Below are 25,467 nucleotides of genomic sequence, written 5' to 3' on the forward strand. Positions count from 1 at the left end.
ATGAGATATATTTTGATTGGACTTTTACTTTGTGGACAAGTTATAAGTTTTGCCCAAATTATATATCACGATGGATCAAACTTCCCTTTATTGGGAAAAGCTACAGAAGCTAATAGTGCACAATACGAAAGGTTTCCAGATTCACTAAGGAATATATCTCGTTCTCCTCTTTGGAATTTGAGCCGTAATTCGGCAGGAATGGCCATACGGTTTCGTAGCAATTCTACTCAAATAGCGGTGAAATGGGAAAATCTCTTTAATAATCATATGAATCATATGACTGATACAGGAGTAAAAGGTCTAGATTTATATTGTTTGGAGGGAAATTGTCTATGGAGATTTGTGAACAGTGCCCGACCAACAGGAAAGATAAATCAAGTAACGATCATTGCCAATATGCAACCGGAAGAGAGAGAGTATATGCTTTATCTTCCTCTTTACGATGGTCTTGTTTCTTTGGCTATAGGAGTGGATTCATTATCTACCATCGATCAGCCTTTAATTGATTATCCGATCCGCAAAAAGCCGGTTGTATTTTATGGCACCAGTATTCTTCAAGGAGGTTGTGCTTCACGTCCGGGGATGGCACATACCAATATCATATCGAGAAGATTGAACCGTGAATGTATCAACTTGGGATTTAGCGGAAACGCACTTTTAGACTTGGAAGTGGCTAAAGTGATAGCCGAAGTAGATGCCAGCGTTTTTGTTTTAGACTTTGTGCCTAATGCTTCTGTAGAACAGATGAAAGAACGAATGGAAACATTCTATCATATCATTCGTAGTAAACATCCGGATACGCCAGTCATTTTTATAGAAGATCCTATTTTCACTCATACACTTTATGATGAAAGAGTTTCTAAAGAAGTGCAAAAAAAGAATGATACGCTAAAGGAAATATTCAATCGGTTAAAGAAGGAAAATGAAAAGAATATCATTTTCATCTCTTCCAAAAATATGTTGGGAGAAGATGGAGAAGCTACTATAGACGGTATTCATTTCACAGATTTAGGCATGATGAGATACGCTGATTTAGTTTATCCAATCATTAAGAAAGCAATCAAATAAAATAGTGACGCTATCCACTCGGTATAGCGTCACTATATGCAGCTTATAGTAACGTTATCTTGTTGACATGGCGTCACTATTTCCAAAACATCTGCTAGATGGCTTTTTGTACGTTATATCAATAAAAACAAATCTTCAAATATCAAAATGATATTTTACCATTTTGATATTTGAATGATGCTATAATTAAGTTTATTCGGGCAAGCAGTCAGATATGGATAAGAATCGTATTGATTAGTCATTAGTATTATTCAGAAATTAAAGAAATCCTTCCCTTATGAAGCATAATCTTTATTTTTTTATATCATACATTGCATAGTGAATGTGTTTTTCAATTTATTTATGCTTTTTGTTCAATAAAGTAAGTTCATAAAAGCGCTTCTAATAAATCAAGTAATTTCATTTCTACAAGCAAAATACGTTCCTTTTAAACGTACTTAGCGTTTCTTTTAAACCAATGGGACGTTCCTTTAAAACCAACCTTATGTTTCATTACAACCAACCTTATGTTTTGAACAAATAATACGGTAATTTATATGCAAACAACAGCTATTTTATGCACAATTCTGTATATAAATTCTATATTTTAGTAGTTCCTCGCTCTAGTTTCATCTATTTATCAAAAGCATCAGTTATCGAAAGTGAAGAAAAAACAGCATAAAGACATTCTATTCAACATAAGACAGTCATATTGATTATCGATTTCTCAAATAATACCATGATACCCCGTATCTCTAGCTTTGATGCAAAGATCATAATAATGTGCATTACTCTTTCCCATATAGTTCGTTGTCAGACAAAGTTAATAGTGAATGAGCCATAAAACCACTATTTTTTAAGTAGCTTTTTAATCACTGGAGTCACCAAATCAGCATAACGCATCATACCCACATCGGTAAAATGAATGCCATCTACTGTTGCCTCACGATCGCTTCCAAGCATCCTCTTTGAGGATATATAGTATATGTTTTTCTCTTTTCCTTTTTTCAACTCATTAAATATACGACGCAAGGTGTCATTCAAAGTCTTAATTTTCCGGGCATTGGCGTTATTGTAGTAGGAGTCCATGAACTGTGGATCTTCAATAAAGATAACAGGTGTATGAGGGTGCCTGTCACGAAGTATACGGTAAAACTTCTCCATTCGCTCATTCATCTGCTCAACCGTGACATTAGGTACAAAATCAAGCACGAAAACACCGGCATCTACTCCAGCCATCACTTGAGCTACTCCAAGATCAAGAAAAGCGTTGCCACTAAACCCGAGATTGATACATTCCCGATTCAAACGGCGTGAGATTATATTGGTGTGAGCCATGCCTGGGCGGGAGGCACATCCGCCTTGAAGAATGCTGGTTCCATAAAATACTACAGGTTTTTCACGTACAGGACTTTCCATTGCGGGCTGATTGATACTGGCGCCAGCATCGATTCCAATCGACAAAGAAACCAGTCCGTCGTATAGCGGTAAATAAATCATAAACTCCCGTTCTTTGGCTTCCATACCGCTGATGAGGCTAGATTCCGTACTTTTTCCCATGGGACGGGCACTATTCACAAAATACCAGTTCTTTCCTTCCAGACAGTAGAGGTCAAGTCCTTTCACTGCTACATCAGTCATATGATCCATATGGAAATTAACCAACAATTCCCATTTTACTGCAACTTGAGTCGAATTGCTTCGGAAACGCACTGCCATACCCGATGAATTCCGACTTAGTTGCCACAACGGTAAGCGAGAAATATGTTCCAATGAATCAGGCAAACGTACATATCGCTCTGTGGTAGCAGCGGTAGCCTTTCCCAATAGTTGGAATTCAGCCGCATCATAGTAGGTTACCTGAGCTGACAGATTACTTGCCACAAGTAATAAAATAAGGTTTGCTATCTTCCTATAAACTGAAAATGACATAGTATATATAATTAAAGTTCTTTACTTCACTAATCTGATATTAATATTTTTGTGTCCTTTCACCTCCATTTGTTGAGTGATGAATCTTGCTTTGACAAAAGCTATGGAATCATCAGTCCGAAGGTTGATAGAATAAAATCCCTTTTCATCAGTTTGAGTCTCCTGACCGGATGAAATGGCACGAACCGTGACATAAGCTACCGGAGTGGCTTGTGCATCACGTACAAATCCCTGTACAGTAATAAACTCACCACTTGGCGTGACTTTAATGATTTGAGGAGAATCAACTACAGGAGTCTTCTCAAGTTTACTCCCTACTTCGATAGAAATACGATGGACTATGCGATCTGATGCAGTGCCCACTTTTATCTCAAAAGTCCCGGGTTCCAAGTAGCGATTACCGATATTATCGGTCAGGTAGAGTTCGTGTACGGGGACTTTCAATGTGATCTCTTTCGTTTCGGCCGGGTTCAAACTTATCTTTTCAAAAGCTTTCAGCTGCTTTACCGGTGTCATAACAGTACTGACAACATCACGTATGTAAAGTTGAACGACTTCTTTGCCGGCAACTTCTCCACTGTTTGCAATCTTTACTTTTACGGCTATGGTATCATGAGCTTGATAGTGAGTTTTATCGGCAATTGCTGAAACCAAATCAAATGTAGTATAACTCAATCCATGACCAAAAGCCCAAAGAGGGTTCGGAGAAGAAAATACATAATCTCGTCCCGGTGTTTCATAAGTTCCGGGCTCTTTATAGAATCCCTTGTCGGTGGTCAAATGATTGTAAAAAGCGGGAAGGTGACCGGAGCTTTGAGGAAAGGAAAAACTAATTTTCCCTGACGGATTTACTTTACCAAAGAGAATATCGGCAATGGAATTACCTGCTTGTTCTCCGGCATACCATTGAACTAAAATAGCCGGAACATTTTTCTTAGCGAAAGGTATAGCAAACGGTTTACCGGCTACCAATATTAGGACTACCGGTTTACCTGTTGCACAGACCGCTTCAATCAGTTCTTCTTGAGCACCAGTCAATTCAACACCACTTAAATCAATTCCCTCGCCACTAGTAGAAGGGGCACTGCTGTGGCGTACAAAAGCGGTACTTGAACTGCCAACAAACAGTAATGCAACATCACTCTGTTGAGCCGCACATACAGCTTCTTCAATGCCTGATTGATCAAACGAAGCGATAGAACAGCCTTGGGCATAGTTCACTTTCACCTTTTTGCCTGCCAAACGACAGATGCCTTGTAACGGTGTGATACCATCTTCTTTGTTTTTACTCCATGTATAATCGCCAAATTGCACACAGTCTGCATTAGGACCAATTACTGCCACCGACCGGAGTTTCTTTATATCCAATGGAAGTAAATTACCTTCGTTTTTCAGAAGTACTGTCGACTCATCAGCAATCTGACGTGAAAGTGAAACACACTCTTTGGCACGTAACGGCCAACGATATGAATTTTTCTCAAGGTAAGGGTCTTCAAACAAACCTAATTCAAATTTAGCACGTAACACACGTTTCACCGCCCGGTCGATATAGCGTACATCAAACTCACCAGCCAGCACTTTACTCTCAAGCGATTTGAAACAGAGACTCGACGCTTCAACATCCAAACCAGCCGTAAGTACTTGACTGGCAGCCTCAAAATCATTACCAGCTGTTTCGTGAAAGTTTTTCAACATATCAATAACTCCCCAATCAGAGTAAACATAGCCTCGGAAGCCAAAACGGTCACGTAAAATATCAGTTAGCATAAATTTTGAAGCAGAATTGGGTTCGCGGTTCCAAGCATTGTAGCTTGACATAACTGCTAAAATATCGGTTTCAGCCAGTATGGCTTCAAAAGGTTCCAGATAGACATCAAATAAATCACGAATGCCACACTCCACTGATGCCAGATTTAATCCGCCCAATGGATTTCCGTGCGGTCCGTAATGCTTTGCCATTGGTGAAATGCCATGATCCATATATCCTTTAACCTCTGCTACAGCCATACGAGCACAAAGGAAGGGGTCCTCACTAAACGATTCTTCCACTCTGCCCCAACGTAACTCACGAACTACATCTATACAAGGAGCTAGCACTTGTTTTACCCCAATTGTATTAAGTTCACCCGCAATATGCTTTGTCATTTCATAAGCCAATTCAGGATTAAATGTACTGCCTATAGCTATATTCTGCGGATAGATAGTAGAACCTTCATGCACCACTCCATGAAGTGACTCCGCTACCGAAAAACCCGGAATACCCAGACGTGTCTGCTCCAGCAAATAGGTTTGAATAATGCGGAAGTTCTTCCTGCATTGCGCTGCCGTGAGTGGAAAACCTTCGAAAAAGCCATACCCTTTATCACCACACATCTTTGCTAACTTGGCGGTATTGAGCTTTTGTCCGTCAAATACATCCCACGATTGCAAATGGCTGATTTGAGCTATTTTTTCCTGTAACGTCATACGGTTCAACAGATCGTTTACCCGTTCTTCAGTGGGAAGTGATGGATTCTTGTATGGAAATGCATGCTGTGCATTCAATGAAGAGGCACAACAAAATAAGCATATGATCAGAATATCTTTAATTATAAATTTCATAGTTACGAAAAATTAGTTAACAATTACGGATATAATGAGCAGAAGTCATCATCATATTTTAATATCAGTTCTTTAGCCAAAGATATTGGATTTTCTTCAGAAATGATTGGAAAATCTTCATTTTTCAATGTCCACTCATACTCAAACTGTGTAATATCCTGATGAAATTTCTCTTCATCAAAGTTTTTATGCCTGGTCATAGCGGCAATTACTTCTTCTGTGAAACGTTTCCAGCGTTCTCTGTAGAATGTACGTGTCAATCCTCCCCATCCTCTATTGGCATAATCGTTCAGCTGGGTATCTTTCTGTCCCCATACCGTAAGAATGCACCGTGCATTTTCTTCATAATATTTTTGTTCTTGTTCATTCACTGCAAAATCTCTGGCATCTTTTATCCATTTGCCTATTGAGAAAACAGGACTGCAGCAGAGCAATCGATCTACATCGAGCAAAAGTTGGTCCATACGCTGTCCCCACACCTTAGTTCCTTCCAAATCTTTTTTCCGATAGCAATCGGTAAACTTATCACGATAGTCAGCAAAAAGATTACCTAAAACTTGCCTTCCCACATTAATTACATCAAAATGATATTCAGAATGATATACTCCTTCAGCTTTCAGCAACTCTTTCCAGATTTCCCACAAATCGATATTTTTATAATCGTACCCGGGAAGTGTGTTCCATCCTTCTACACCTTCTAACTGTGGACGAGCATTCATTAATACTGCTTGTCCGCAAAGGGCTGCTGAAGTATAGATCTTCTCATATAGTTGCTTCCATGCTTTAACAATATGATTATCTACATTCCCCCCTCTGCATTGGGCCCAATTTGCAATCCACTGGTGGACAGGCATTGAATTTTGCCATGCACGTTCAAAAACGAATTCATACATTAAAGGATTTACATCAAGACCTTCAAGCGTCACTCCCAAACCATATACGTTATCGCCTCCTTCTTTGAAAAGCCGATCAATTTTAAAATCTACATCATTCAGGTCACCAGCTAAAAAAGTGTTTCCACCAAAATTCCCTAAATAACACCAAATATAAGGTTTCCCGTAGTATTGCTCTGTATCACGCCATATTTCTGTATAATCACAATAATAATCAAGTAAAATCAGTTTATCTTGAGGAACAGCATTTAAAAAGGATTTGATACGGGGTTGAGTCCACTTCTCTTTGGCATGATAAAACATCCACGTCATCTGTAACCATTGAGCAGCAGAATCCACACCTTGGATCGATTTATAAATTTTATCAGATACATTAGACAAAAACTCCTCGTTCCAGTTGGGTGAGTCTACTTCATTGAAAGGATCGATACCATAAATGTGGTTGGTGCCATACACTTTTGTCTGTTCCTCTAAAAAACGACGTTGAATGACTGAATAAAGCGAATCCATGGGATCAATGAAGTGACTACGATACTTTTCATCGTATCCTCCCCATTGACTCATTGTGTAGATCTTGGCTTCCGGATAAAGTTCTTTTAGTTCAGCGGGAACATGTCCTGCAAAAGCAGGTAGAATGGGAGTCATATCAAAAGCCCGTTCACGTTCAAGAATTAATTTCTGTAGTTTTTCTTGGTCTGCCAACCATGATTGAGGTAGCGGACTTTGCCAATAATCGACGTTTGACATACGATGCCAGGGAAGGTGAGCCGGACCTGTAAAATAAGTACGAACCTCCTCATCAGACAGTCCCATCTCCGTCCATACTTTATACCATATAGACTCTTGACCGGTGATAGCCAACGGCATGGTTACTCCATTCAGAGCCATCCAGTCAATAAGTCGTTCCCAATCACTCCATTTCCAGTAGGGCATAGAGTAGCCAAAGGTGCAATAATTAAGAAAGAAACGATTCTTACACTTTGAACGTAAAATAACGGGAGCTTCTACTTCAGGTAGTTGAGCAGGCATTACTACACTATCCGAAGCATACCAAGAGACATGTGCCTGACAGTAATACTTCAAATAATGGTTTAGTCCTACGGCCAATGAATTCCGGTTGTTTCCTTTAATCAGAATCTTCCCATTGTCAGACTCAAGTGTAAAGCGGTCTATATCTACAGAATCAGTCAGAAGTTGAAATTGGAAAGAGTGAGCATGTTGAGGAAACAAACGTTCGCACATTTCACTAAGTGTATTTGTAGCCGGATCTTGATTTCTTTGGCAACTCACCATAAAAAAAAGTAGTATAAGATAAAAGTATTTATTGTTCATAAGCATATCGTCTATTCAAATGCGAGGAAAATGTTTTTTTATAAGAATTTTAAGGGTGTCCTTCTTCGGACACCCTCGATTGCAAATGTGAAATATACTTGTTAATGTGAATCACGGATAGGACGTTCTATAACAAACTTGCAGAACTTATGATAAAGAGCCACGTCAGCCGGTTCACTAGAGTACTTCAAGGTAAGCAATGCGTTATTACTCTGATAGTAAGCCAAGCGGCATTTTTCCCATACACCATACTCCTTGAATTTTGCCATATAGTTTTCCAAACGGTAAGCTTTGCCGTGAGCTGCCAACACATCGTCCTCAAACTCTATCTCCATCTGCATATTACAACGCAAAGCTTCTTTGCAGGCTTCATCAAGACGTGTAAGAGGTATTTTATCATCAAAATAGTAGTTGGGCTGGTAGTAAGCATAGTGAAATCCCAGTTCTTTCCAAGACTCGTGACCATCGGAATTGAAGAACGGAATCCAGTTGAAACTATATTTCAGTTCGTTCAGATAGTTGGCAATGGGGGTAATGATATTTCCGGTATGTGAAGCATCCTCGGCAATCCAATAGAATCCGGCTAAGTCGACATATTGATACTCCTTCTCGCTGAAACGGGCACGCACTTGATCGATGAACCACTTACAAGCCTTCACACGGTCGGCAGGTTTGGAGAAGTCGAGCGACATATTATCAATCTCACCCCAATATACACTCGACGAACCTGACACCAATTCATTCTGTACGTCAATAGGCTCAGGAATGCCAATTATTACTTGGCGTTTGTACGCAGGCGCCCCCATGGTAGTCATTGCTTTCTTTACACCGGCTTCGATAGCTGCAATACCAGTTTCTGAATTAAAATAACAATCGATGAGTTTCATCCACTCAGCCTTGGTGGCTGATTCATAGCGCATCCCCTTGGTATACTCTCTCACCGTTTGCCAATTGTCGGAAGTATTGAGGATTTCAAGCATGAGGAAGCTATCAAAGAACCAGTGTGGAGTGTTTTGCTCGTCTACATAAGTAATATAGGGTTGAGCGCGTTCCTGCGTCCAAATGAGGCGTTGGTCACCACCCGAGTATAAAAGTACCATATCGGTATTAGCCAAGATTGACTGACGGTTGGTTTCCCAATCGTATTTCTGGTCGGGCTTAATTTCAATTTCTCCACTGCCGTCTTCTGGAAAAACAGGAACAGTGTGTTCCTCATCGGAACAAGCTACCAATACTGAGCATAAACCTCCCATCAGTAGTGATACAAAAGTAAGAACAATCTTTTTCATACATTTCTTATTCATTGTTTTATGATGTTTAAATAGTCGTTTGAATATCGTTTAAATGATATTAAAAATAACATTAGGTATCGTTTACAGGCCTTTGAACTTTGTGAGTTCGAAAGCTATCAAGCCATGATCGGTAGTAAGCATATATACCTGTACGGCTAATCCGTCCTGACTTTTAGCAAAAATCACATCACCTGTACAAGGAATATTCTCACCAAGCACACTGCTCACTCCATCGAACGCCCAAGGAGAGGTATATCCCGTAGCTGTGTAACCTGAACCCGGTACGCCACCCGGCACATCTGCATTTCCTATTGCATTGCCTTGCTGTGAATCAAAGATGAAGCCATCACTCATAGATTTAGCATTGGGATTCTTGGTGATGTCAGCCACATAAAGGCGTTGTGCTCCATTGAAGGAGCCTGAACCATTCTGAACAGCCAACAATCTCGCGCCATTAAAATCAACATAATCAATACCTTTAGTGAATCCTTGCCAACCCCAATAATGTGAATCGGGAACTGTAAAAGCAAAAGCTCTGTCTGCACTATCACCAACAGGAGCACAAATCACCATATTAGTTTCATTGGCTGGTGTAGATATGTAGCTGAAAGGTTTCTCCGTATTAGTTGTAAGGATCTTCGTATAGTCTTCTACACGTGCACCACTCACATTAGCAAATTCCACATGCGCCTTGTCGCTCATTATGCCATCGACAAAGCTGATAAATACCATGCGATATGAGAAAGGAGACGTAGTGGTTAGTACAGCTTTTCCACTAGTAATGTCGCCTGTGATGTGAATAGAACTACCCATATCAATATTATAGTTCCAGTTAACTCCCATAGGTGCTTGATCGAAAACTGGATCACTGAAAGGTTTATCAAGTATCAATGTGGGAGTGTTTTCTATACCATTTTTCCATACCCATACATTAACATCCGTATAAGGAGTGGCATAGCTTCCTGCACGAGTACTCACGTAAGCCATGGCTACCATGTGTCCATTATCATCGGAGGTAATAGCACGTATGATGCGATTAGATGGTATACCGTCCACATTTACCTTCACCTGATCAAGCAACTTGCCGTTATATCGGTTAAACACCGGCATATTGACGAAATTATTGCTATTACTAAGGATGAGATAATCATCTACTACAGCCATAGTACGATTGGCACCCACTTCAAAACCATGCGAATTTTCTTTCAAAGTTTGGAAACCAAAGAGCCCGGCCACATAACCTACACCATATTCCACAAACTCAGGAGTTTTGTACACTGTTTCGTATACCGTTTTCTTCACACCATCCTGTGCTGTGATAGTAACGGTAGGCATCACACTTAAATCGAGGATTTTTGTCATAGGATCGTAAGCATCCGATTCAATGGTCGCCCATGGAGCAATGGTAATAAGTGCATTTTGCAATTCTCCGTCGATACTTGACGAGGTCTTATAGATAATAATTTGTCCTTTTTTATCCTCTTCAACAGGATCAGCCACTACAATCTGAGCACGTACATTGGCTAGTTCGACCTTAATGATATTGGCACGTTCCGACTTTTTATAAATAGCTTTAAAAGTGTAGTTTTTCTTGGAACCATCGGCTTCAATTAAGGTAGAAGAAAATCCTTCTTTTAAATTGTGAATACCCGACAAAGGGGGATCAAAACGGGCACCTACAGGAAGTGTAGCTTTAAGTCTCATACGAGTAATATCGCCTTGAATAGGTTCTGTATCTGAGATGTAGTAAGGAGTCTGCACTACAGCAGTACCGTTGACACGGTCGATAACGGTTTCATATTCAATGTTCTCATTACCTGCAAATCGTCCGGTAATGATGAGTTGATCGGTGATTTCACTTTCGGTTCTTACCAAATCGTCAGGGTCAACACATCCCGCTAGGCAAAGCGAGAAAACCCAAAAACCGTTTATGATATGTTTTAGTTTCATATTATCTACTTATTTAGATGGTAACCATAATTATTTCCAATCAGGAGTTTGCTCACACATTGTGTTATTTCGAAGCTCACTGGAAGGTATCGGGAAAATATTATATTTCTTAGGGAACTTACGATCCTGCGTGTCACATTCTACACGGGTATAAAGAAAGCTTGAACCGGTTTTTTCAATCTTGATACCATGCAGTCGTTGCCCATTGAGTACCTTTTGAGCAATATCCCAACGAACAAGATCATACCAACGATGTCCTTCGAGTCCCAGTTCACATACACGTTCCTTCGAGAGATCTTTAAGATAATTGTCCCAGGTAGACTGCTGAGCTAAAATAGGCAATCCCACACGAGTACGAATCTTGTTGAGATAGTCGTAAGCTTCCTTAAACTTATCCAAACGGGCATAGGCTTCGGAAAGGATAAGAACAATCTCGGCATAACGCATCTCAATCCAGTAGGATGTACTTTCAATATCTACGTAGTTGATATTGTCGCTTTCATCCATAAATTTACGGAAGATATAACCGGTGGTACTAGTGCGCACATAGTCCTGACTTGCCGATGTAGAGAAATCCATGTATCCGTCTTTACCACCTACGTAAAGTTCAAGTTGACGTCCTATCCAATTGGCACCATTGTAGAGAATAGAAGCATAGAAACGTGGGTCGCGGTTTCCCCATGGTCCTTCGGAATATTCATTCAAATGAGTCCAATCAAACGATTTCCATTCCTGCCCCACCTTGATATCAAATGCAGAAGCATACTCATCGGTAGGCGTAGCGGCTGCACCCAACGTACCAGGTTGCAAGCCTGCTTTTTCTGTGTCATAGGGTGGGCAGAAGAAATGATTAAACATGTGTTGCTTAGTCTTTTGTTGAAAATAGACAGGCAAAATTAGCTCTTTATTATTCACAGTATTGAAAATTTGCATATAACTGTCCTTAGAAGTCCCTGAAAGAAGTTGATATACACCCTTTTTCTCCAGCTTTTCTACCTCTAATGCTGCATTAACAGCATCCTGCCAACGCTTGGCATAGAGAGCGGCACGGGCTTTCATACCATACGCAGCCCCCCTTGTAAGGCGGCCTGCCTCCGATCCTGTCCATTCTTCCGGTAGCACTTGGGCTGCTTTTTCATATTCGTCAAGGATAAAAGTCCAGCAATCGTCTTCTGACGAACGAGCTTGTGCGCGCTGGTTATGATCATCCACCCGGTCTTCGTTGATACGCAGGATTACACCGCCATGACGCAATACCAGCTCTTGATAAGCAAAAGCACGCATAAAACGAACTTCGGCTGTTCGAATGGCTAACTGATCGGAATCTAATTTATCAGCAAAGCCACTATGAACATCGTAAAAATACTCATTAAACCGACGAATCTGCTCGTACATGTCATCCCAATTAGAACGATAATTACCATCAGGACTCATCATATTGTCGTAATAAAAAAGTTTGTTCACGCTGCCCTCAGCTACATTGAACCAAGAATATTTAATGAGGTCACTCACACCATCGTCCATGGCTAGATTAGCTCCCACATTGATATCGGCATTGCTATAAAACACGCCATAGAAACTTTTGACATAAAGATCCAGGTTCTTGATAGAAGCATAGGCTGTAGATTCGCTATAAGTGTCAGTAGGATCGATATCAAGCACATTACACGATTGCAATGTGAGAGTCGACAGAGCCAATCCTAGTAATAGATTTTTTGTTTTCATGCTAATTTATTTTATTAGATGTTGTACACATAGAGTTTAGAACGTTACGTCTACACCAAACGTAAAGGTGCGTTGCTGCGGATAGTAACCTTGAATGACATTGGCCGACTCTGGGTCGAGGTACTTAAACTCGGTGAAAGTAAAAAGGTTGTGGCCGCTGGCAAACAGACGAAGATTGCTGATACCGGCTTTCTTTACCCATGACTGTGGCAAGGTATATCCCAAAGTCACATTCTTGAGGCGTACATAAGCACCATTACGCTTCCAGAAGTCAGATACTTGGGCATTATTAGCATAAGCCACTGTACTGAGACGCGGATATTCAGCATTGGTATTGTCGGGACGCCAGCTGTTCTCTACCAAGTAGTAAGGCGCGTTATCCCATCCGGCATAGAAAGGGCGCGTAAGTGGAGTCTGGTCACGTGCACCGTTATTCCATTCGCCACAAAGCAACTTGTCGCACAAGGCAGCACCTTGCAACTGAACAGAAAGGTCGAACCCTTTCCAGTTGGCGTCGGCCATCAACGAGAACATCATCTCAGGCGTGGTGGGGCGTGCAATCTTCACCTCATCATCCCAGCTAATGAGTCCATCGCCATTATAATCAAGATAACGAATGTCACCCAATCGGGGAGTTTCGCTAATGGGTAACGGAGCTGCGTCAATCTCGGTTTGTGTCTGATACAGACCTAGCGATTTCAACCCCCAAATGGCCCCTACCGATGTCCCCAGACGGTTCTGCCAAGGTTTAGTATTGTCAGCCTGCGTCATACGCAGTATTTTATTGTGGGCAAACGAAAGGTTACCATTCAGGCTGTAATTGAATTTGCCAATGTGATTACGGTGTTTTATTGTAATCTCGAATCCACGGTTATCAAATGTACCACTGTTTTCAATACTCGGATAATGGCCTCCCAGCGAAGGAGGATACACTCCACCAATGGGACGAAGGATGTCGTAAGTATATTTGTAGAAAACATCGAACTCAATGCCCAAAAGACCATTCCATGCCGAAAGTTCGAAACCAACGTTGATAGAACGACATTTCTCCCAAGTAAGATTCTCCATCGGGTAAGATACTTTATTATACAAGGTATTCACCGCTTGTGGAGTGGTACCGAAAACCGTATTGTTTTTGGACCATGCGTACTGTTTGCGATAGAGGAAAGGATCAACATTGTCGCTACCTAAGATACCGAAAGAGGCTCTTAATTTGAAGCGTTCCACTTGAGGAAAGAGTTCTTTGAAAAAATCTTCTTCAGAAGCAACCCAGCCCAATGAAGCCGATGGGAAGAATCCCCAGCGATTACCCTCTTTAAAGTGATAAGAGCCATCGTACCGGAAAGTAAATTCAGCCAAATAACGGTTATTATAAGCATAGTTGAAACGACCAACATAACCGGCATAGCCCTGGCGGATGCTGCTGGAGAAGTTACCATCGGTGGGATGAATAGTAGAGCCAAAAGGTAACTCGTCAATATCGAGTAGTGCGAAATCGGAGCGATAGCCTGTTAGCGTATTTCCTTTACGCTCAGTTTGTTCATAAAGGAATAGTGCACCAACATCATGTAAACCAAACTTTTGGTTGTATGAGATAGAAGGGCGTAATACCACTTGCTGTTCTTTCTCGTCACCGACTGACATCCCCCCTGTTGGCTGCAGATTAGAAGCATACTGACGTACATATTTCTTGGACTCGGGTTTATAAAGCATCAATTCGTAAGAGTATTTGAAGCTGCGTGAATCGCGATCTTGCCAGTCCCAACCCACAAACATACCAGCTTTCAAACCTTTGAGGAAGGGGAAAGAGTATTCTATCTTGGCCGATGTCTCCAGACGCATGGTGCGCGTTTTACTATAGCCCGAATGTCCGGCTGCATAATCAGGATTGGAAGCGCCACGATAACCAGATGCCGGCATCCCTTCATATTCGAGTGGAACAAACGGAGCAGCATAAAGCAATACCCCCACCACATTATTCGTCGTTTGATTCTCATAACTGTCGCCACCTGGCTGATAATAGTCGTTAATTTTACCGGCCACGTTAAGTGACACGCTAATATCTTTGGTTACTTGCGTATCGATATTCGAACGGAAGTTGCCACGTTCCAGCTCAAAACCTTTAATGAAGCCATTCTGTTTCATAAATCCACCACTGAGGAAGTAACGGGTTTTCTCGTTACCACCACTGATAGAAAGATTGTGCTGATGCATTAAAGTAGTACGATAAATAGGTTCCTGCCAATCGGTATTTTCAAAGCCATCGGTAGGATCTCCATTGGTAGTCATGGCAATTTCTTCATCGGTAAAGTAGACTTTCTCACCATCCATGCGGCGAGCATAGTTATACCACTGCATATAGTGTGTACCATTCATAAACTTGGGCAGTGTAGTAGCATGTGACAAAGTGAGCGACCCTTTATAATTAATGGTAGTTTTGCCCTCTGTTCCTCGTTTGGTAGTGACCAATATTACACCTGCAGCAGCTTTCATTCCATACACAGCACACGAGGCAGCATCTTTTAATATAGTAACTGATTCCACTTCATTGGGATTGATATACGCCATGCTGCGTTCTACACCATCTACCAGAATAAGGGGGCCGTCACCTCCATTATATGTGGAATGTCCACGAACCAACAATGAAACATCATCAGCTCCCGGGGCTCCGGTGGCTTGTTGAGATATCAATCCCGGCAACTTGCCGACCAAGGCTTGCGAAACGTTGCTTGTTGTTGACTTCAATAATTCTTTAGAAGATACCGAAGATATTGATCCTGTGAGATGGATCTTTTTCTGGGTACCATAACCGACTACTACCACCTCGTCGAGACTATTAATGTCTTCTTGAAGGGTAACATTAATCATAGAACGGCTGTTTACTTTTACCTCTTGTGTTATCATACCTATATATGATAGCACTAATGTAGCAGATCTGGGTGCATTCAAGGTAAAATGACCATTAAGATCAGTAGTTGTGCCCGTTGCGCTCCCCTTTACGGTCACACTGACTCCGGGTAACGGCAACCCTGTCGCATCTACGACGACTCCATTGACTGTACTTTGCGCATAACTATTCGATGCGCATACAAAAAGTATTGTTAATGAGAAGAATAATATTCTCATAGAACAAAAACGACCTTTTTGCATAGCTTTGTGTTTCATAAGTTAGAAGTTTATTAATAATATGTATATATCTTATTTAAAGTTGGCGTGTTATCATTTCCTCAATTACCTCACTGGCAACAGTAGAAACATCTTTTTGGTTAGCAATATCCCATAAGGATGAATCTTCTTCAAGAACAAACTGTGTACCCACAATCCAACTCTGAATCCATCCGGTAAGAGTGCTCCATACCCCCCATCCGGCATCAGCATTCGAAGCCCAATAATTCCAATCTTCATAATTGAAAGCCCTGAACCATGCACCATCTACGTTCTTGAATTTATCACTACGTACTTGAATACGAATCAAAAAATCGCGCATTTGATTTACAGCCTTTATGTAAGTAGTATCCTGAGTTGCCTTAGCAGCTTCACACAGACCCACAAAGGCAAAGTTTGTTGTATAAAGCATATCAGCAACCGGATCGCCATTGTCAAAAATTAGTGGTGCTTCGTTGTTGCCGTATTCCGCATTGGAAGGAGTACGACCAAAAAGACTTTTCGACTCATCACCCAGTTCTTCGCGAATACCTCCAAAAGGCACTTGATTTCTAAGAAGTTCATTTGTCATAAAATGCAGCCAATCCAAGTGTTCCTCTGTTGGTTCCACCCGATAGAGCCATGCTAGCGGCAGAATCATACGGGCACGTTCTTGTTGAATTCCATTAGTCCACGACCACTGTTCCGGATATCCTTCCATCATCATAGTTATTCCACGTTTCACACGTTCAAGCAGTGGCTGATAATGTGTTTGATTATAAAGCCAAAGATAGCAAGCCCAGTTCCAAGCCTCAAAGTGAGCATGCAGATTTACCAGGTTAGCATTATAGTATGATTTCCATCCGCGTTTCTGTAAATCAGACTCAAGAATATTTTGTCCTCTAAATCCATTTAATCCCGTAGTACGGAAATTACCTACAATGCCCTCAACAATTTGCTTATCCCATTTAGGGTTATTCATCAATGCTGATGAAGCGATAGAACCTAATAATGAACGGGCATTATCATCGCCATAATAAGTGCCTTTATGTGTATAAGCCCATCCTAACAGACCATATGATGGGGATTTTGGATCATTGCGTACTGAATCTCTATATTCAGTGAATGAATAGTCGAGTAAATTGGCAGCTACCTTTGTATATTGTGAATTATCCAGTAATATACCGGCAGCAGCAAAAGCGAACGAAGTTTCTCCTTGAACATCATCACGCATCCAGTAACGATACATCTGCGTACCGTCATATTTAATACCTGACATATGCCCTTCCAATACACCCAACGAACCATCACCATCAGGCATGTCAGCTGGCAATTCAGGACCAACCGGCATCAAACCATCACCCATATACTTATCTGCCCAATCTTTTTTCCAAGAAGGATGCACCAAGAAGTGACCATTATAATACCATTCCACTCCCTTAGCAATACTTTGTTTTCCAGCCTCCTCTGGTAACGGCTCGGTAGCAGTATAGGATGGTGACACATATGTCAACCAAGAAGAAAATGTTACACCTTCTTTATGCAGCAACCAGTTCATAATATATTCAAACATAGACTGCACACGCTGCTCAGGAAGATAACGACAAACTGCAAAATTACTGATACTAGTAGCAGCTACCATCAACTGATTATTCTGCTGATACAACAATGGATGGACCGGTGTATTGGCCAAGCCATATACCGCTTTATCAAAACCTGCTACCCTAGCAGCTACCAAATACGTACTATCAGGTGTTAAATCCAATTCCTTCAACACGCATCGGTGAAAAGCCATCAAAGCCATAGAAGGAAGTTGAGGAGTTAGTGAATCACAAACCACTATCCGCTCCAGTTCCATGGTATCCGTCTTTACACACAAATGTTCACCGATCTGCTGAGGAAAGTCCATGAAAACACGCAAAGACTTCGATTGAATCAAGGCTAAATCCTCGCTTGTCACCACTGTACCCTGTTCTGGATAAGAAGGACAAAGCAATAAAACCGGAGCTTGCTCAGAAGCTATCCGAAGAGCCTCTGTTACAGAAGTACAGAAATGTAATTGATATCCCTCATCTGTCAACAACTGAGCCAGATTGCTATGTGCATCGCCATAACACACAATCTTCTCCTTCTTCACTCCACAAGAGAATAAGAACAGACAAAAAAATAGGATTGATATAATTCTTAATTTATTCATTATTCTTTATTTTTGACTAATTGCTTCTAATGTTTTCCAGCACTGATACAAGCCTCTAGGTACGTGGAAACAGCCTTTCCATTTTCCTCCTTTTAATGAAAGTAACACTTCACCGCGGCGGTTCAGATAACCAAACCATTCAGGGTGTTCCTGATCCTTGAAGTGTTCCCAAGTATAGTTGTGCACCTTTTCGAACCATTCCAGACACTGTTTGTCTCCTGCAAATTGATATCCTTTTAATAAAGAAATAAGCGTCTCGATATGCACCCACCAAAGTTTCTGGTCCCATTCCAACTGTTGTGGTGGATAGCCATCACGATCCATGAAATAATAGATACCTCCATATTCTTTATCCCAACCATATTCAAGCATCGTAAGAGTGATGTTCTTAGCCTTTTCGATTAACTCCGGACGGTTTAAGCGTTTCTCCAAATCCATGATAAACCACATGGCTTCAATCGCGTGACCAGGGGTAATCTGCCGTCCTTCAAAGCAATCCATTAGATTACCATTCACATCTACATTCTCAACAATGATTCCACCAAGTTCGGGGCGACAAAAGACATCCATCACTTCATGGATGCAGGTATCCATAGCCTGTTCTAGGTAATCTTTCCCTAAAATATGCTCTATTTCCATAGCAAGATTGCAAAGAATCATCGGCAGGGCAAAGTTCTTCAAATTGCGGGTTCCCAGGTGAAGTTTGTTCCATTTGCCTTTCGGATTATCCACTTTAGACAAGATGATATCGAAGGTTTTCCTGGCAATGTCTGCATATTCCTGATTGCCGGTGGCAAGACTTAGCTGACCGAAAGCCATGGCAGCGAATGTATATGAAAAGATATTGTATGGTTCTACCAATGGTCTACCCGAACGGTCAAGGGAAAAATACCAGTTATAGTCTCCATCATGTCCATATTTTTTTAAAAATTCACCACCTTGAACGGCACAATCCAGCCATTCCTTACGTTTTTCCACTTTATTGTAAAGCATGGAAAACATCCACACCTCGCGGCCTTGCAGCCAGATAAACTTATCCGTATCGAAAACTTTTCCTTCACGGTCCAGACAGGTGAAGTAGCCTCCATATTCATGGTCTTGTGAGTTTTCAAGCCAGAAAGGAAGAACATTATCCAAGAGTTCATCCTTGTATTGATTTGCCAGTTTCTTAAAATCCATACATCTTTTATTATTAAGTTATTAAGGTCTTTTTTGTTTTACTATTCCGAACGGGTCCAGTATCTTTCAATCTCCTCCAGCGACTTCCCGGTGGTCTCGGGCACGAGTTTCCAGACAATCATCATATACGGCACGCACATGAGGGCGAACAGGAAGAATGTTCCGGCGGGGGTAAGGTTTTGGAGCATCCAGGGGGTTAACTGTCCGATCAGGTACGTTCCGATCCACAGAGCAAATCCTGCTATTGACATGGCCAGTCCGCGAACCTTGGTGGGATACATCTCCGAGAGGAGTACGAAAACCACGGCACAGATGGATACGGCACAGCAGAATACATAGAACAGGAAGAAAACGAGAAGGAAGAGGCTGGATACTCCCAGGGAATCTCCGAAGAGGAAGTAAAGACCGATAAGGACCAGAGAGAGCACCATACCCGAAACTCCATAATAAACCAGCTTCTTGCGGCCCACCTTATCGATGATGACAAGAGCCAGAACCGTGGTCAAAGTATTGACTAGTCCTACCAGAACTTGGTAAAAAAGAGAATCTCCTCCTGAAAGTCCTGCGTTTTCAAAGATAGAAGGGCCATAATAAAGTACTGCGTTCACACCCATAAACTGTCCTAAAATCGCAATACACACACCGATAATAACAGCTTTGAAGATTCCAGGCTTCATCAATAAAGACCATTCCGATTTTGTTTCAGAGGTCAGCACAGATTTCGTTTCATTTAATTGACTTTTCGCTTCTGTAATCGAATTATATATTTTCTCTAATATATTTACAGCTTTCAATTCCTTTCCACGTACGATTAACCAGCGGGGACTTTCCGGAATAAAAAATATGATAATGAAGAATAAGATTGCCGGCAATGTTTCCATACCCAACATACCTCTCCATACTTCAGTTATAAATATTTTATTCAACCAATCCACACTTAATTGCGTACCACTCTCCGCCCATGCCAATAATTGATAGTTAACTAAATAAGCTCCCAAAAAACCAACTGTTACAGCCAACTGATACAATGACACCAAACGTCCTCTATACTGCGCTACAGCTAGTTCTGATATATAAAGAGGAGAAACAATGGACACAACCCCTATTCCTACTCCACCTATAATCCGATAAACTACCAATTGGGCAAAATCGGCTGATAGAGCACATCCTAGAGCTGATGTGGAAAACAACACAGCTGATATAACCATCGTAAGTTTTCTTCCTAACTTATCGCTTAAGATTCCAGCAAAAAGAACACCTACGATAGAGCCTACTAAAGCACATCCTACATACCATCCCTGTTGTAGTGCATCTAATTGAAAAAGTTGAGTCACTTGGGCAATTGTTCCCGATATAACTGCGGTATCATATCCGAACAAGAAGCCTCCCAATGCTGCCACAACAGAAAGGAATATAAGATAACCAAAATTGATTGTAGACTTCATAACATTTATTTTATTTCAAAATATTCTTTATATCTGTCATATAAATGACCAGCTTGTAGATAGGCTGATTGCGGACTCATAAAATGAGAAAATTCAAAAGTAATAGCCTTATCATATCCGGCACGTTTGGCTGCTTCCAACTTCATCCGAAGTTTATCAAACTTAATGGGTAGAAAACGAATTGGCATATCACGGTCAAAAGATTCGGCATTTGTCCAACATTGCATACCATACTTGTCTGCTAATTTTTTATTGACAGAAAAGAACGCATCCAATTCGTCATAATCAATATGCCCATCTTGAAATGCACATGCATCTACCACATCATGAATTCCATCAAAAATTTCATCCCATTCTTTTTCGTGTTGTTGTACAGAAACGGCATCTTCTTTAGTCATTTTTGTCGTTCCCATGATTGCTTTTTTTCCATCAATCCAAGGCGATATAAAAGTCGGTAATCCATTAGATATATCCTTACATTGTTTTCCTAATGCATGGAAAGCACCAATCGCTCCTTTCGTTGCCCGGCTTATTTCACCACTGATATACCATCCTCCAAAACTTTTATACTTGGAACCATAATTTTCCCAAACTTCATCAATTACATATTTGTTATCTTCCACTTCCCAGGTCATATCTCCTGTGTCCCAGTATTTACCCGAATCGTATAGTCCAAAATAGAATTTCATTCCATACTTTTCAGCTAAACGTAAAAACATATCCACCAAGTCAACGGAAGGCATATAACAACCTTTCTTCAATAAATAAGGAGAAGGAAAAGTGATAAATTTACGATAACCAGAACGGATCATTATTACCGTATCAATTCCTATATTTTTCATGTGCTGAAAATCCAAGTCCCATTCTTTCTCACCCCAGTTCTGATGTGGAATATCATGTGATATTTCATCCAAAAAAGTTCCGGTAATTTTTAAGCCATTGTTTTTAGAAACAATGAGTTTACTTTCCAAACCATCAGTTGCCACTACTGTACTGGCACTAGCTTTTGAAGTACAAGATTCAAACAAAGTTGGTACAGTCAAGGCTGACGCGCTAGCCAATGTGGCTTTTTTTAGAAAGTCTCTTCGATCTAATGTTTTCATATTAGTTTAATTAAAACAGCAGTTAACACTTATATTATTATTACCTATTGAATATACTGTCCTGTAATATCTACTTTTTTATTATTGAAAGGATCTAATATCTGATCAATCAAAATAGCCATTTCACTTCGTAGGATGCCTCGATTCATATCAAAGTCCTTCAATTCAAATTCATTCCATATCTCTTCTACCCTACCCTCTTTCATCTCAAAACCTTCTTTTTCGGCAATTCCTCCTATTAACTCTGTAGCTTTCTGAATTGATATGGTATTATTACCTTCGAATACTTGCTTATTGACAAAAGGATAAACATCACCCAATCCTTTCAACTCATTTGCCAATAATAATGTATCCGCTCTGAACCACATTTGATTTGACCAGTCAACACTTTTACCTATACCTTTTAATATACCTGTAGAGCCGATACGTTGTAGTGACTTAAACATTGGGTGATCTAACTCAACATCTAAATAAGGCAATAAATATCCTTTTCCATCCAAAATCGCATTTTGTACTTCCCGAACAGATACTTCTCTCATATTTTTACCTTCTTTCACCGCAAGAGCTGCTAATGCTCCCGCTGCCTGCCCGATCTGCATAACCATCGGCTGCAAACGAGTGGTACCATTAATTATATTAGAAACAGATATTGATTTTTCAGCAACAATCAATCCTTCAACATCTTTCGGAATCAAAGTTCCTAAAGGTAAACCGTATGACGGTATCGGATGAAAATAAAGATTAGGCAACTCTTCATATCCATGATAACGCGTATGATGATGATCCACAGGATAATTCCCCACGGCAATACAAGTACGATAAAGAGGTTGAGACTGTCTGAACGGTTCACAAGCATGATTTAAATCAAAACGTACTAGCCCATGGATTCTCCTAGACTCTCTATGGTAAGGAATAAATGGCAATTTGTCGGCTGTAGGATATTCATCATCAGCTAAGCCCAATGTATTAAAACCTAATTCATGTTGCAGAAAATAAACGAAACACATCGTATAATGTTTTGCATATTTCAAGGCTTCTTCACGTTCCTCACGGGTCATTTCAATCAAGTTTACATAATAATCATTGCCTTCTATCGGCCAATTAATCATGTATTTATTATTAGGAAGTTTTCCATAAGTTATCATCATGTCTTTAGACCATACACGATCTGGTTCTTTAGGCGTGATACAAACGTGACTGGCACAAGCACAAGCAAATTCATCCTTATTATATCCTTCAGGACAAGGAATAGTCACATCTTTACCATAATCTTTCAAGATTGCTACGTATGTAATATCCTGAACTATATTATTTTTCTCTTCCGGAGCAATATCTTCTTTTGTATCATGACGGCTTTCCATACCGACATCATATTTCACCCCGCACATTTTTGCTATATCCCCCAATTCAGTACCATCAATCAATATTTTAGCATGTATTTTTTTGATTGTATTATCTTTCATCTGAATTTGAGCAATCCAAGCATCATTCTCTCTTTCCAACTTTACCAAAGTAGCATTATGCCATACTTTTAAATTTTTCTCCGCGTCAACCATTTCATGGAAAATTTTATTTCCGACTGAAGGTTCAAACAACACTGCACTCACCCAACCGGTTTTTAGAGAATCAAGCCCTCCATAATAATCTGCCAAATGTCCGCGAAACTCACCAAACAAGCCTGCCGGTAAATCATAGTTTCCGTCAACAGCACTTACACCTGCAGATGTAAGCATTCCACCCAGCCATTCTGTTTCTTCTACTATCAATGTTGCAGCCCCCATTCGAGCAGACTGAATACCAGCAGTCACTCCACTAGCGCCTCCACCAATAATTAGCACATCAACAGAATCATCTGAATGAGAGCATGCTGTAAAACACAAAGCAAATAATAAACACAGACCTAAAAAATAGTTTCTCATACTAAATTCATTTAAGGATATAGAGTTTTATTAATAATATCACGGCACAAATATAGCTATATTTATTAAATAAACAATAGATAATAAAATATTTTATTAATAAAATCATTATTTCTCGCATTATTAATTAATAGAAGGAGGAATTACCTCACAAATCATCTTATTTCATTTATTATATCCACAATCATCCATAGCTACATTATCCTATATATAAATCCATTACATAGTATATAGGAAATATAACATTCAAGATATTCTAATTTTCAAGGCTTCAAAACCACGTATTAATAAAAAAATTAATTATCTTTGTGTGAATTACCAAATATGCATAGTTATGAACCAACAATTCTTGAAAGAAATAGAAAAGGGCTCTAAAAGCGCTCTCGTCAAAAAGAGGATTATTACACATTATATATATAATGGAAGTTCTACAATTCCCGATCTTTCAAAAGAGCTGGATTTAAGTGTACCAACTGTCACCAAATTTATCGGTGAAATGTGTGATGACGGATATATTAATGATTATGGCAAATTGGAGACTAGTGGCGGACGCCATCCCAACCTCTATGGGCTTAATCCGGAATCCGGTTACTTTTTGGGTGTAGACATCAAAAGATTCGCCGTCAACATCGGACTGATAAATTTCAAAGGCGATATGGTAGAATTGAAAATGAATATACCTTATAAGTTTGAGAACTCAATCGAAGGGATGAATGAGTTATGCAAGCATATTCTCAATTTTATAAAGAAGCTCACTATTAATAAAGAGAAGATCTTAAATATTAATGTAAATGTGTCGGGACGTGTAAATCCTGAATCAGGGTATAGCTTCAGTCAATTCAATTTTGAGGAAAGGCCGTTGGCGGATGTATTATCCGAAAAATTGGGATATAAAGTAACCATTGATAATGACACACGCGCCATGACTTATGGCGAATACATGCAAGGCTGCGTGAAAGGAGAAAAGGATATCATTTTTGTAAATGTAAGCTGGGGAGTAGGTATCGGAATTATTATTGATGGTAAGATTTATACCGGAAAATCCGGATTCTCCGGTGAATTTGGACATATGAGTGCTTATGATAATGAGATAATCTGCCATTGCGGAAAAAAAGGTTGCTTGGAGACGGAAGCTTCCGGATCGGCACTTCATCGTATCTTATTAGAGCGTATTCAAAGTGGGGAAAGTTCCATTCTATCTACACGAATCGCCACAGAGGAAAACCCGATCACTCTTGATGAGATCATTGCCGCTGTGAATAAAGAAGACCTGCTTTGCATTGAAATTGTAGAAGAAATCGGACAGAAACTAGGCAAACAGATCGCCGGGCTAATCAATATCTTCAACCCGGAACTGGTCATTATAGGTGGAACTTTATCTTTAACCGGTGATTATATCACCCAGCCCATAAAAACAGCCGTACGCAAGTACTCTCTAAATCTGGTTAATAAAGATTCAGCCATCATCACATCTAAGCTGAAAGACAAAGCCGGCATCGTTGGCGCTTGTATGCTCGCACGCAGCAGAATGTTTGAAAGCTAGTTTTATCTTCTACGCTGGGAGAAAAAGTTATCTATAAAGCGAACGATATAGACTACGGCTACTCCGGCAACCACTAAAACAATAATACGACTCAACATAGATTACATTTTTATATTTCACATCTATTACATACGCAGGATTTCCCTTTTAAAATAAGAATAGGGA

The 25,467-nt window shown here is 40.2% G+C and carries 14 protein-coding genes; 2 read left to right on the plus strand and 12 right to left on the minus strand.

The genetic code is table 11. The annotated features are described in order from the left end of the window. Positions 1–1,068, plus strand: coding sequence for an SGNH/GDSL hydrolase family protein (locus BSAG_RS02865; RefSeq protein ID WP_008770926.1), 1,068 nt, complete (start codon positions 1–3; stop codon positions 1,066–1,068). Between the two features lie 828 nt (positions 1,069–1,896). Here the strand turns inward: BSAG_RS02865 and BSAG_RS02860 are convergent. The 12 genes from BSAG_RS02860 to BSAG_RS02805 all read right to left on the minus strand — a co-directional run bounded on the left by BSAG_RS02860 (position 1,897) and on the right by BSAG_RS02805 (position 23,759). Beyond that, positions 1,897–2,979 (minus strand): SGNH/GDSL hydrolase family protein, encoded by a 1,083-nt coding sequence (locus tag BSAG_RS02860; protein ID WP_008017512.1) that lies wholly within the window; start codon positions 2,977–2,979, stop codon positions 1,897–1,899. Between the two features lie 21 nt (positions 2,980–3,000). Next, complete coding sequence (locus BSAG_RS02855) at positions 3,001–5,580, minus strand: glycoside hydrolase family 3 N-terminal domain-containing protein (protein WP_004316367.1); 2,580 nt, start codon at positions 5,578–5,580, stop codon at positions 3,001–3,003. A gap of 23 nt (positions 5,581–5,603) precedes the next feature. Beyond that, complete coding sequence (locus tag BSAG_RS02850; protein WP_004316368.1) at positions 5,604–7,805, minus strand: alpha-N-acetylglucosaminidase; 2,202 nt, start codon at positions 7,803–7,805, stop codon at positions 5,604–5,606. Positions 7,806–7,906: 101 nt separating this feature from the next. Further along, positions 7,907–9,094, minus strand: coding sequence for a DUF4855 domain-containing protein (locus tag BSAG_RS02845; RefSeq protein ID WP_004316370.1), 1,188 nt, complete (start codon positions 9,092–9,094; stop codon positions 7,907–7,909). Positions 9,095–9,178: 84 nt separating this feature from the next. Then, complete coding sequence (locus BSAG_RS02840; protein WP_004316372.1) at positions 9,179–11,047, minus strand: DUF5018 domain-containing protein; 1,869 nt, start codon at positions 11,045–11,047, stop codon at positions 9,179–9,181. 30 nt (positions 11,048–11,077) lie between these two features. Next, the gene (locus tag BSAG_RS02835) at positions 11,078–12,772 is read right to left on the minus strand and encodes a RagB/SusD family nutrient uptake outer membrane protein (protein ID WP_004316374.1); all 1,695 of its coding nucleotides are present in this window, start codon (positions 12,770–12,772) and stop codon (positions 11,078–11,080) included. A 36-nt stretch (positions 12,773–12,808) separates the two neighbouring features. Continuing rightward, a complete protein-coding gene (locus BSAG_RS02830) occupies positions 12,809–15,937 on the minus strand; it encodes a SusC/RagA family TonB-linked outer membrane protein (protein WP_004316376.1) in 3,129 nt (1,042 codons plus the stop codon). Between the two features lie 37 nt (positions 15,938–15,974). After that, complete coding sequence (locus BSAG_RS02825; protein WP_004316378.1) at positions 15,975–18,113, minus strand: hypothetical protein; 2,139 nt, start codon at positions 18,111–18,113, stop codon at positions 15,975–15,977. 6 nt (positions 18,114–18,119) lie between these two features. Further along, positions 18,120–19,292: an AGE family epimerase/isomerase gene (locus BSAG_RS02820; protein ID WP_008018254.1), complete on the minus strand. Its 1,173-nt coding sequence runs from the start codon at positions 19,290–19,292 to the stop codon at positions 18,120–18,122. A 41-nt stretch (positions 19,293–19,333) separates the two neighbouring features. Beyond that, complete coding sequence (locus BSAG_RS02815; RefSeq protein WP_008770924.1) at positions 19,334–20,737, minus strand: sugar porter family MFS transporter; 1,404 nt, start codon at positions 20,735–20,737, stop codon at positions 19,334–19,336. A gap of 5 nt (positions 20,738–20,742) precedes the next feature. Beyond that, the gene (locus BSAG_RS02810) at positions 20,743–21,840 is read right to left on the minus strand and encodes a DUF4434 domain-containing protein (RefSeq protein WP_004313257.1); all 1,098 of its coding nucleotides are present in this window, start codon (positions 21,838–21,840) and stop codon (positions 20,743–20,745) included. A gap of 44 nt (positions 21,841–21,884) precedes the next feature. Next, on the minus strand, positions 21,885–23,759 hold the full coding sequence (locus BSAG_RS02805) for an FAD-dependent oxidoreductase (RefSeq protein ID WP_004313256.1): 1,875 nt from the start codon (positions 23,757–23,759) through the stop codon (positions 21,885–21,887). A gap of 334 nt (positions 23,760–24,093) precedes the next feature. Here BSAG_RS02805 and BSAG_RS02800 point away from each other — a divergent pair, with 334 nt between their 5' ends. Next, positions 24,094–25,302 (plus strand): ROK family transcriptional regulator, encoded by a 1,209-nt coding sequence (locus BSAG_RS02800; RefSeq protein WP_004307234.1) that lies wholly within the window; start codon positions 24,094–24,096, stop codon positions 25,300–25,302. The last annotated feature ends 165 nt before the right edge of the window (positions 25,303–25,467 follow it).

Origin of the sequence: Bacteroides sp. D1 (genome assembly GCF_000157095.2) — a bacterium.
Taxonomy (GTDB): Bacteria; Bacteroidota; Bacteroidia; order Bacteroidales; family Bacteroidaceae; genus Bacteroides; species Bacteroides xylanisolvens.

Coding starts and splice junctions, on each gene's coding strand:
- BSAG_RS02865 (WP_008770926.1), top strand. CDS start 1: ATGAGATATATTTTGATTGGACTTTTACTTTGTGGACAAGTTATAAGT.
- BSAG_RS02860 (WP_008017512.1), bottom strand. CDS start 2,979: ATGTCATTTTCAGTTTATAGGAAGATAGCAAACCTTATTTTATTACTT.
- BSAG_RS02855 (WP_004316367.1), bottom strand. CDS start 5,580: ATGAAATTTATAATTAAAGATATTCTGATCATATGCTTATTTTGTTGT.
- BSAG_RS02850 (WP_004316368.1), bottom strand. CDS start 7,805: ATGAACAATAAATACTTTTATCTTATACTACTTTTTTTTATGGTGAGT.
- BSAG_RS02845 (WP_004316370.1), bottom strand. CDS start 9,094: ATGAAAAAGATTGTTCTTACTTTTGTATCACTACTGATGGGAGGTTTA.
- BSAG_RS02840 (WP_004316372.1), bottom strand. CDS start 11,047: ATGAAACTAAAACATATCATAAACGGTTTTTGGGTTTTCTCGCTTTGC.
- BSAG_RS02835 (WP_004316374.1), bottom strand. CDS start 12,772: ATGAAAACAAAAAATCTATTACTAGGATTGGCTCTGTCGACTCTCACA.
- BSAG_RS02830 (WP_004316376.1), bottom strand. CDS start 15,937: ATGAAACACAAAGCTATGCAAAAAGGTCGTTTTTGTTCTATGAGAATA.
- BSAG_RS02825 (WP_004316378.1), bottom strand. CDS start 18,113: ATGAATAAATTAAGAATTATATCAATCCTATTTTTTTGTCTGTTCTTA.
- BSAG_RS02820 (WP_008018254.1), bottom strand. CDS start 19,292: ATGGATTTTAAGAAACTGGCAAATCAATACAAGGATGAACTCTTGGAT.
- BSAG_RS02815 (WP_008770924.1), bottom strand. CDS start 20,737: ATGAAGTCTACAATCAATTTTGGTTATCTTATATTCCTTTCTGTTGTG.
- BSAG_RS02810 (WP_004313257.1), bottom strand. CDS start 21,840: ATGAAAACATTAGATCGAAGAGACTTTCTAAAAAAAGCCACATTGGCT.
- BSAG_RS02805 (WP_004313256.1), bottom strand. CDS start 23,759: ATGAGAAACTATTTTTTAGGTCTGTGTTTATTATTTGCTTTGTGTTTT.
- BSAG_RS02800 (WP_004307234.1), top strand. CDS start 24,094: ATGAACCAACAATTCTTGAAAGAAATAGAAAAGGGCTCTAAAAGCGCT.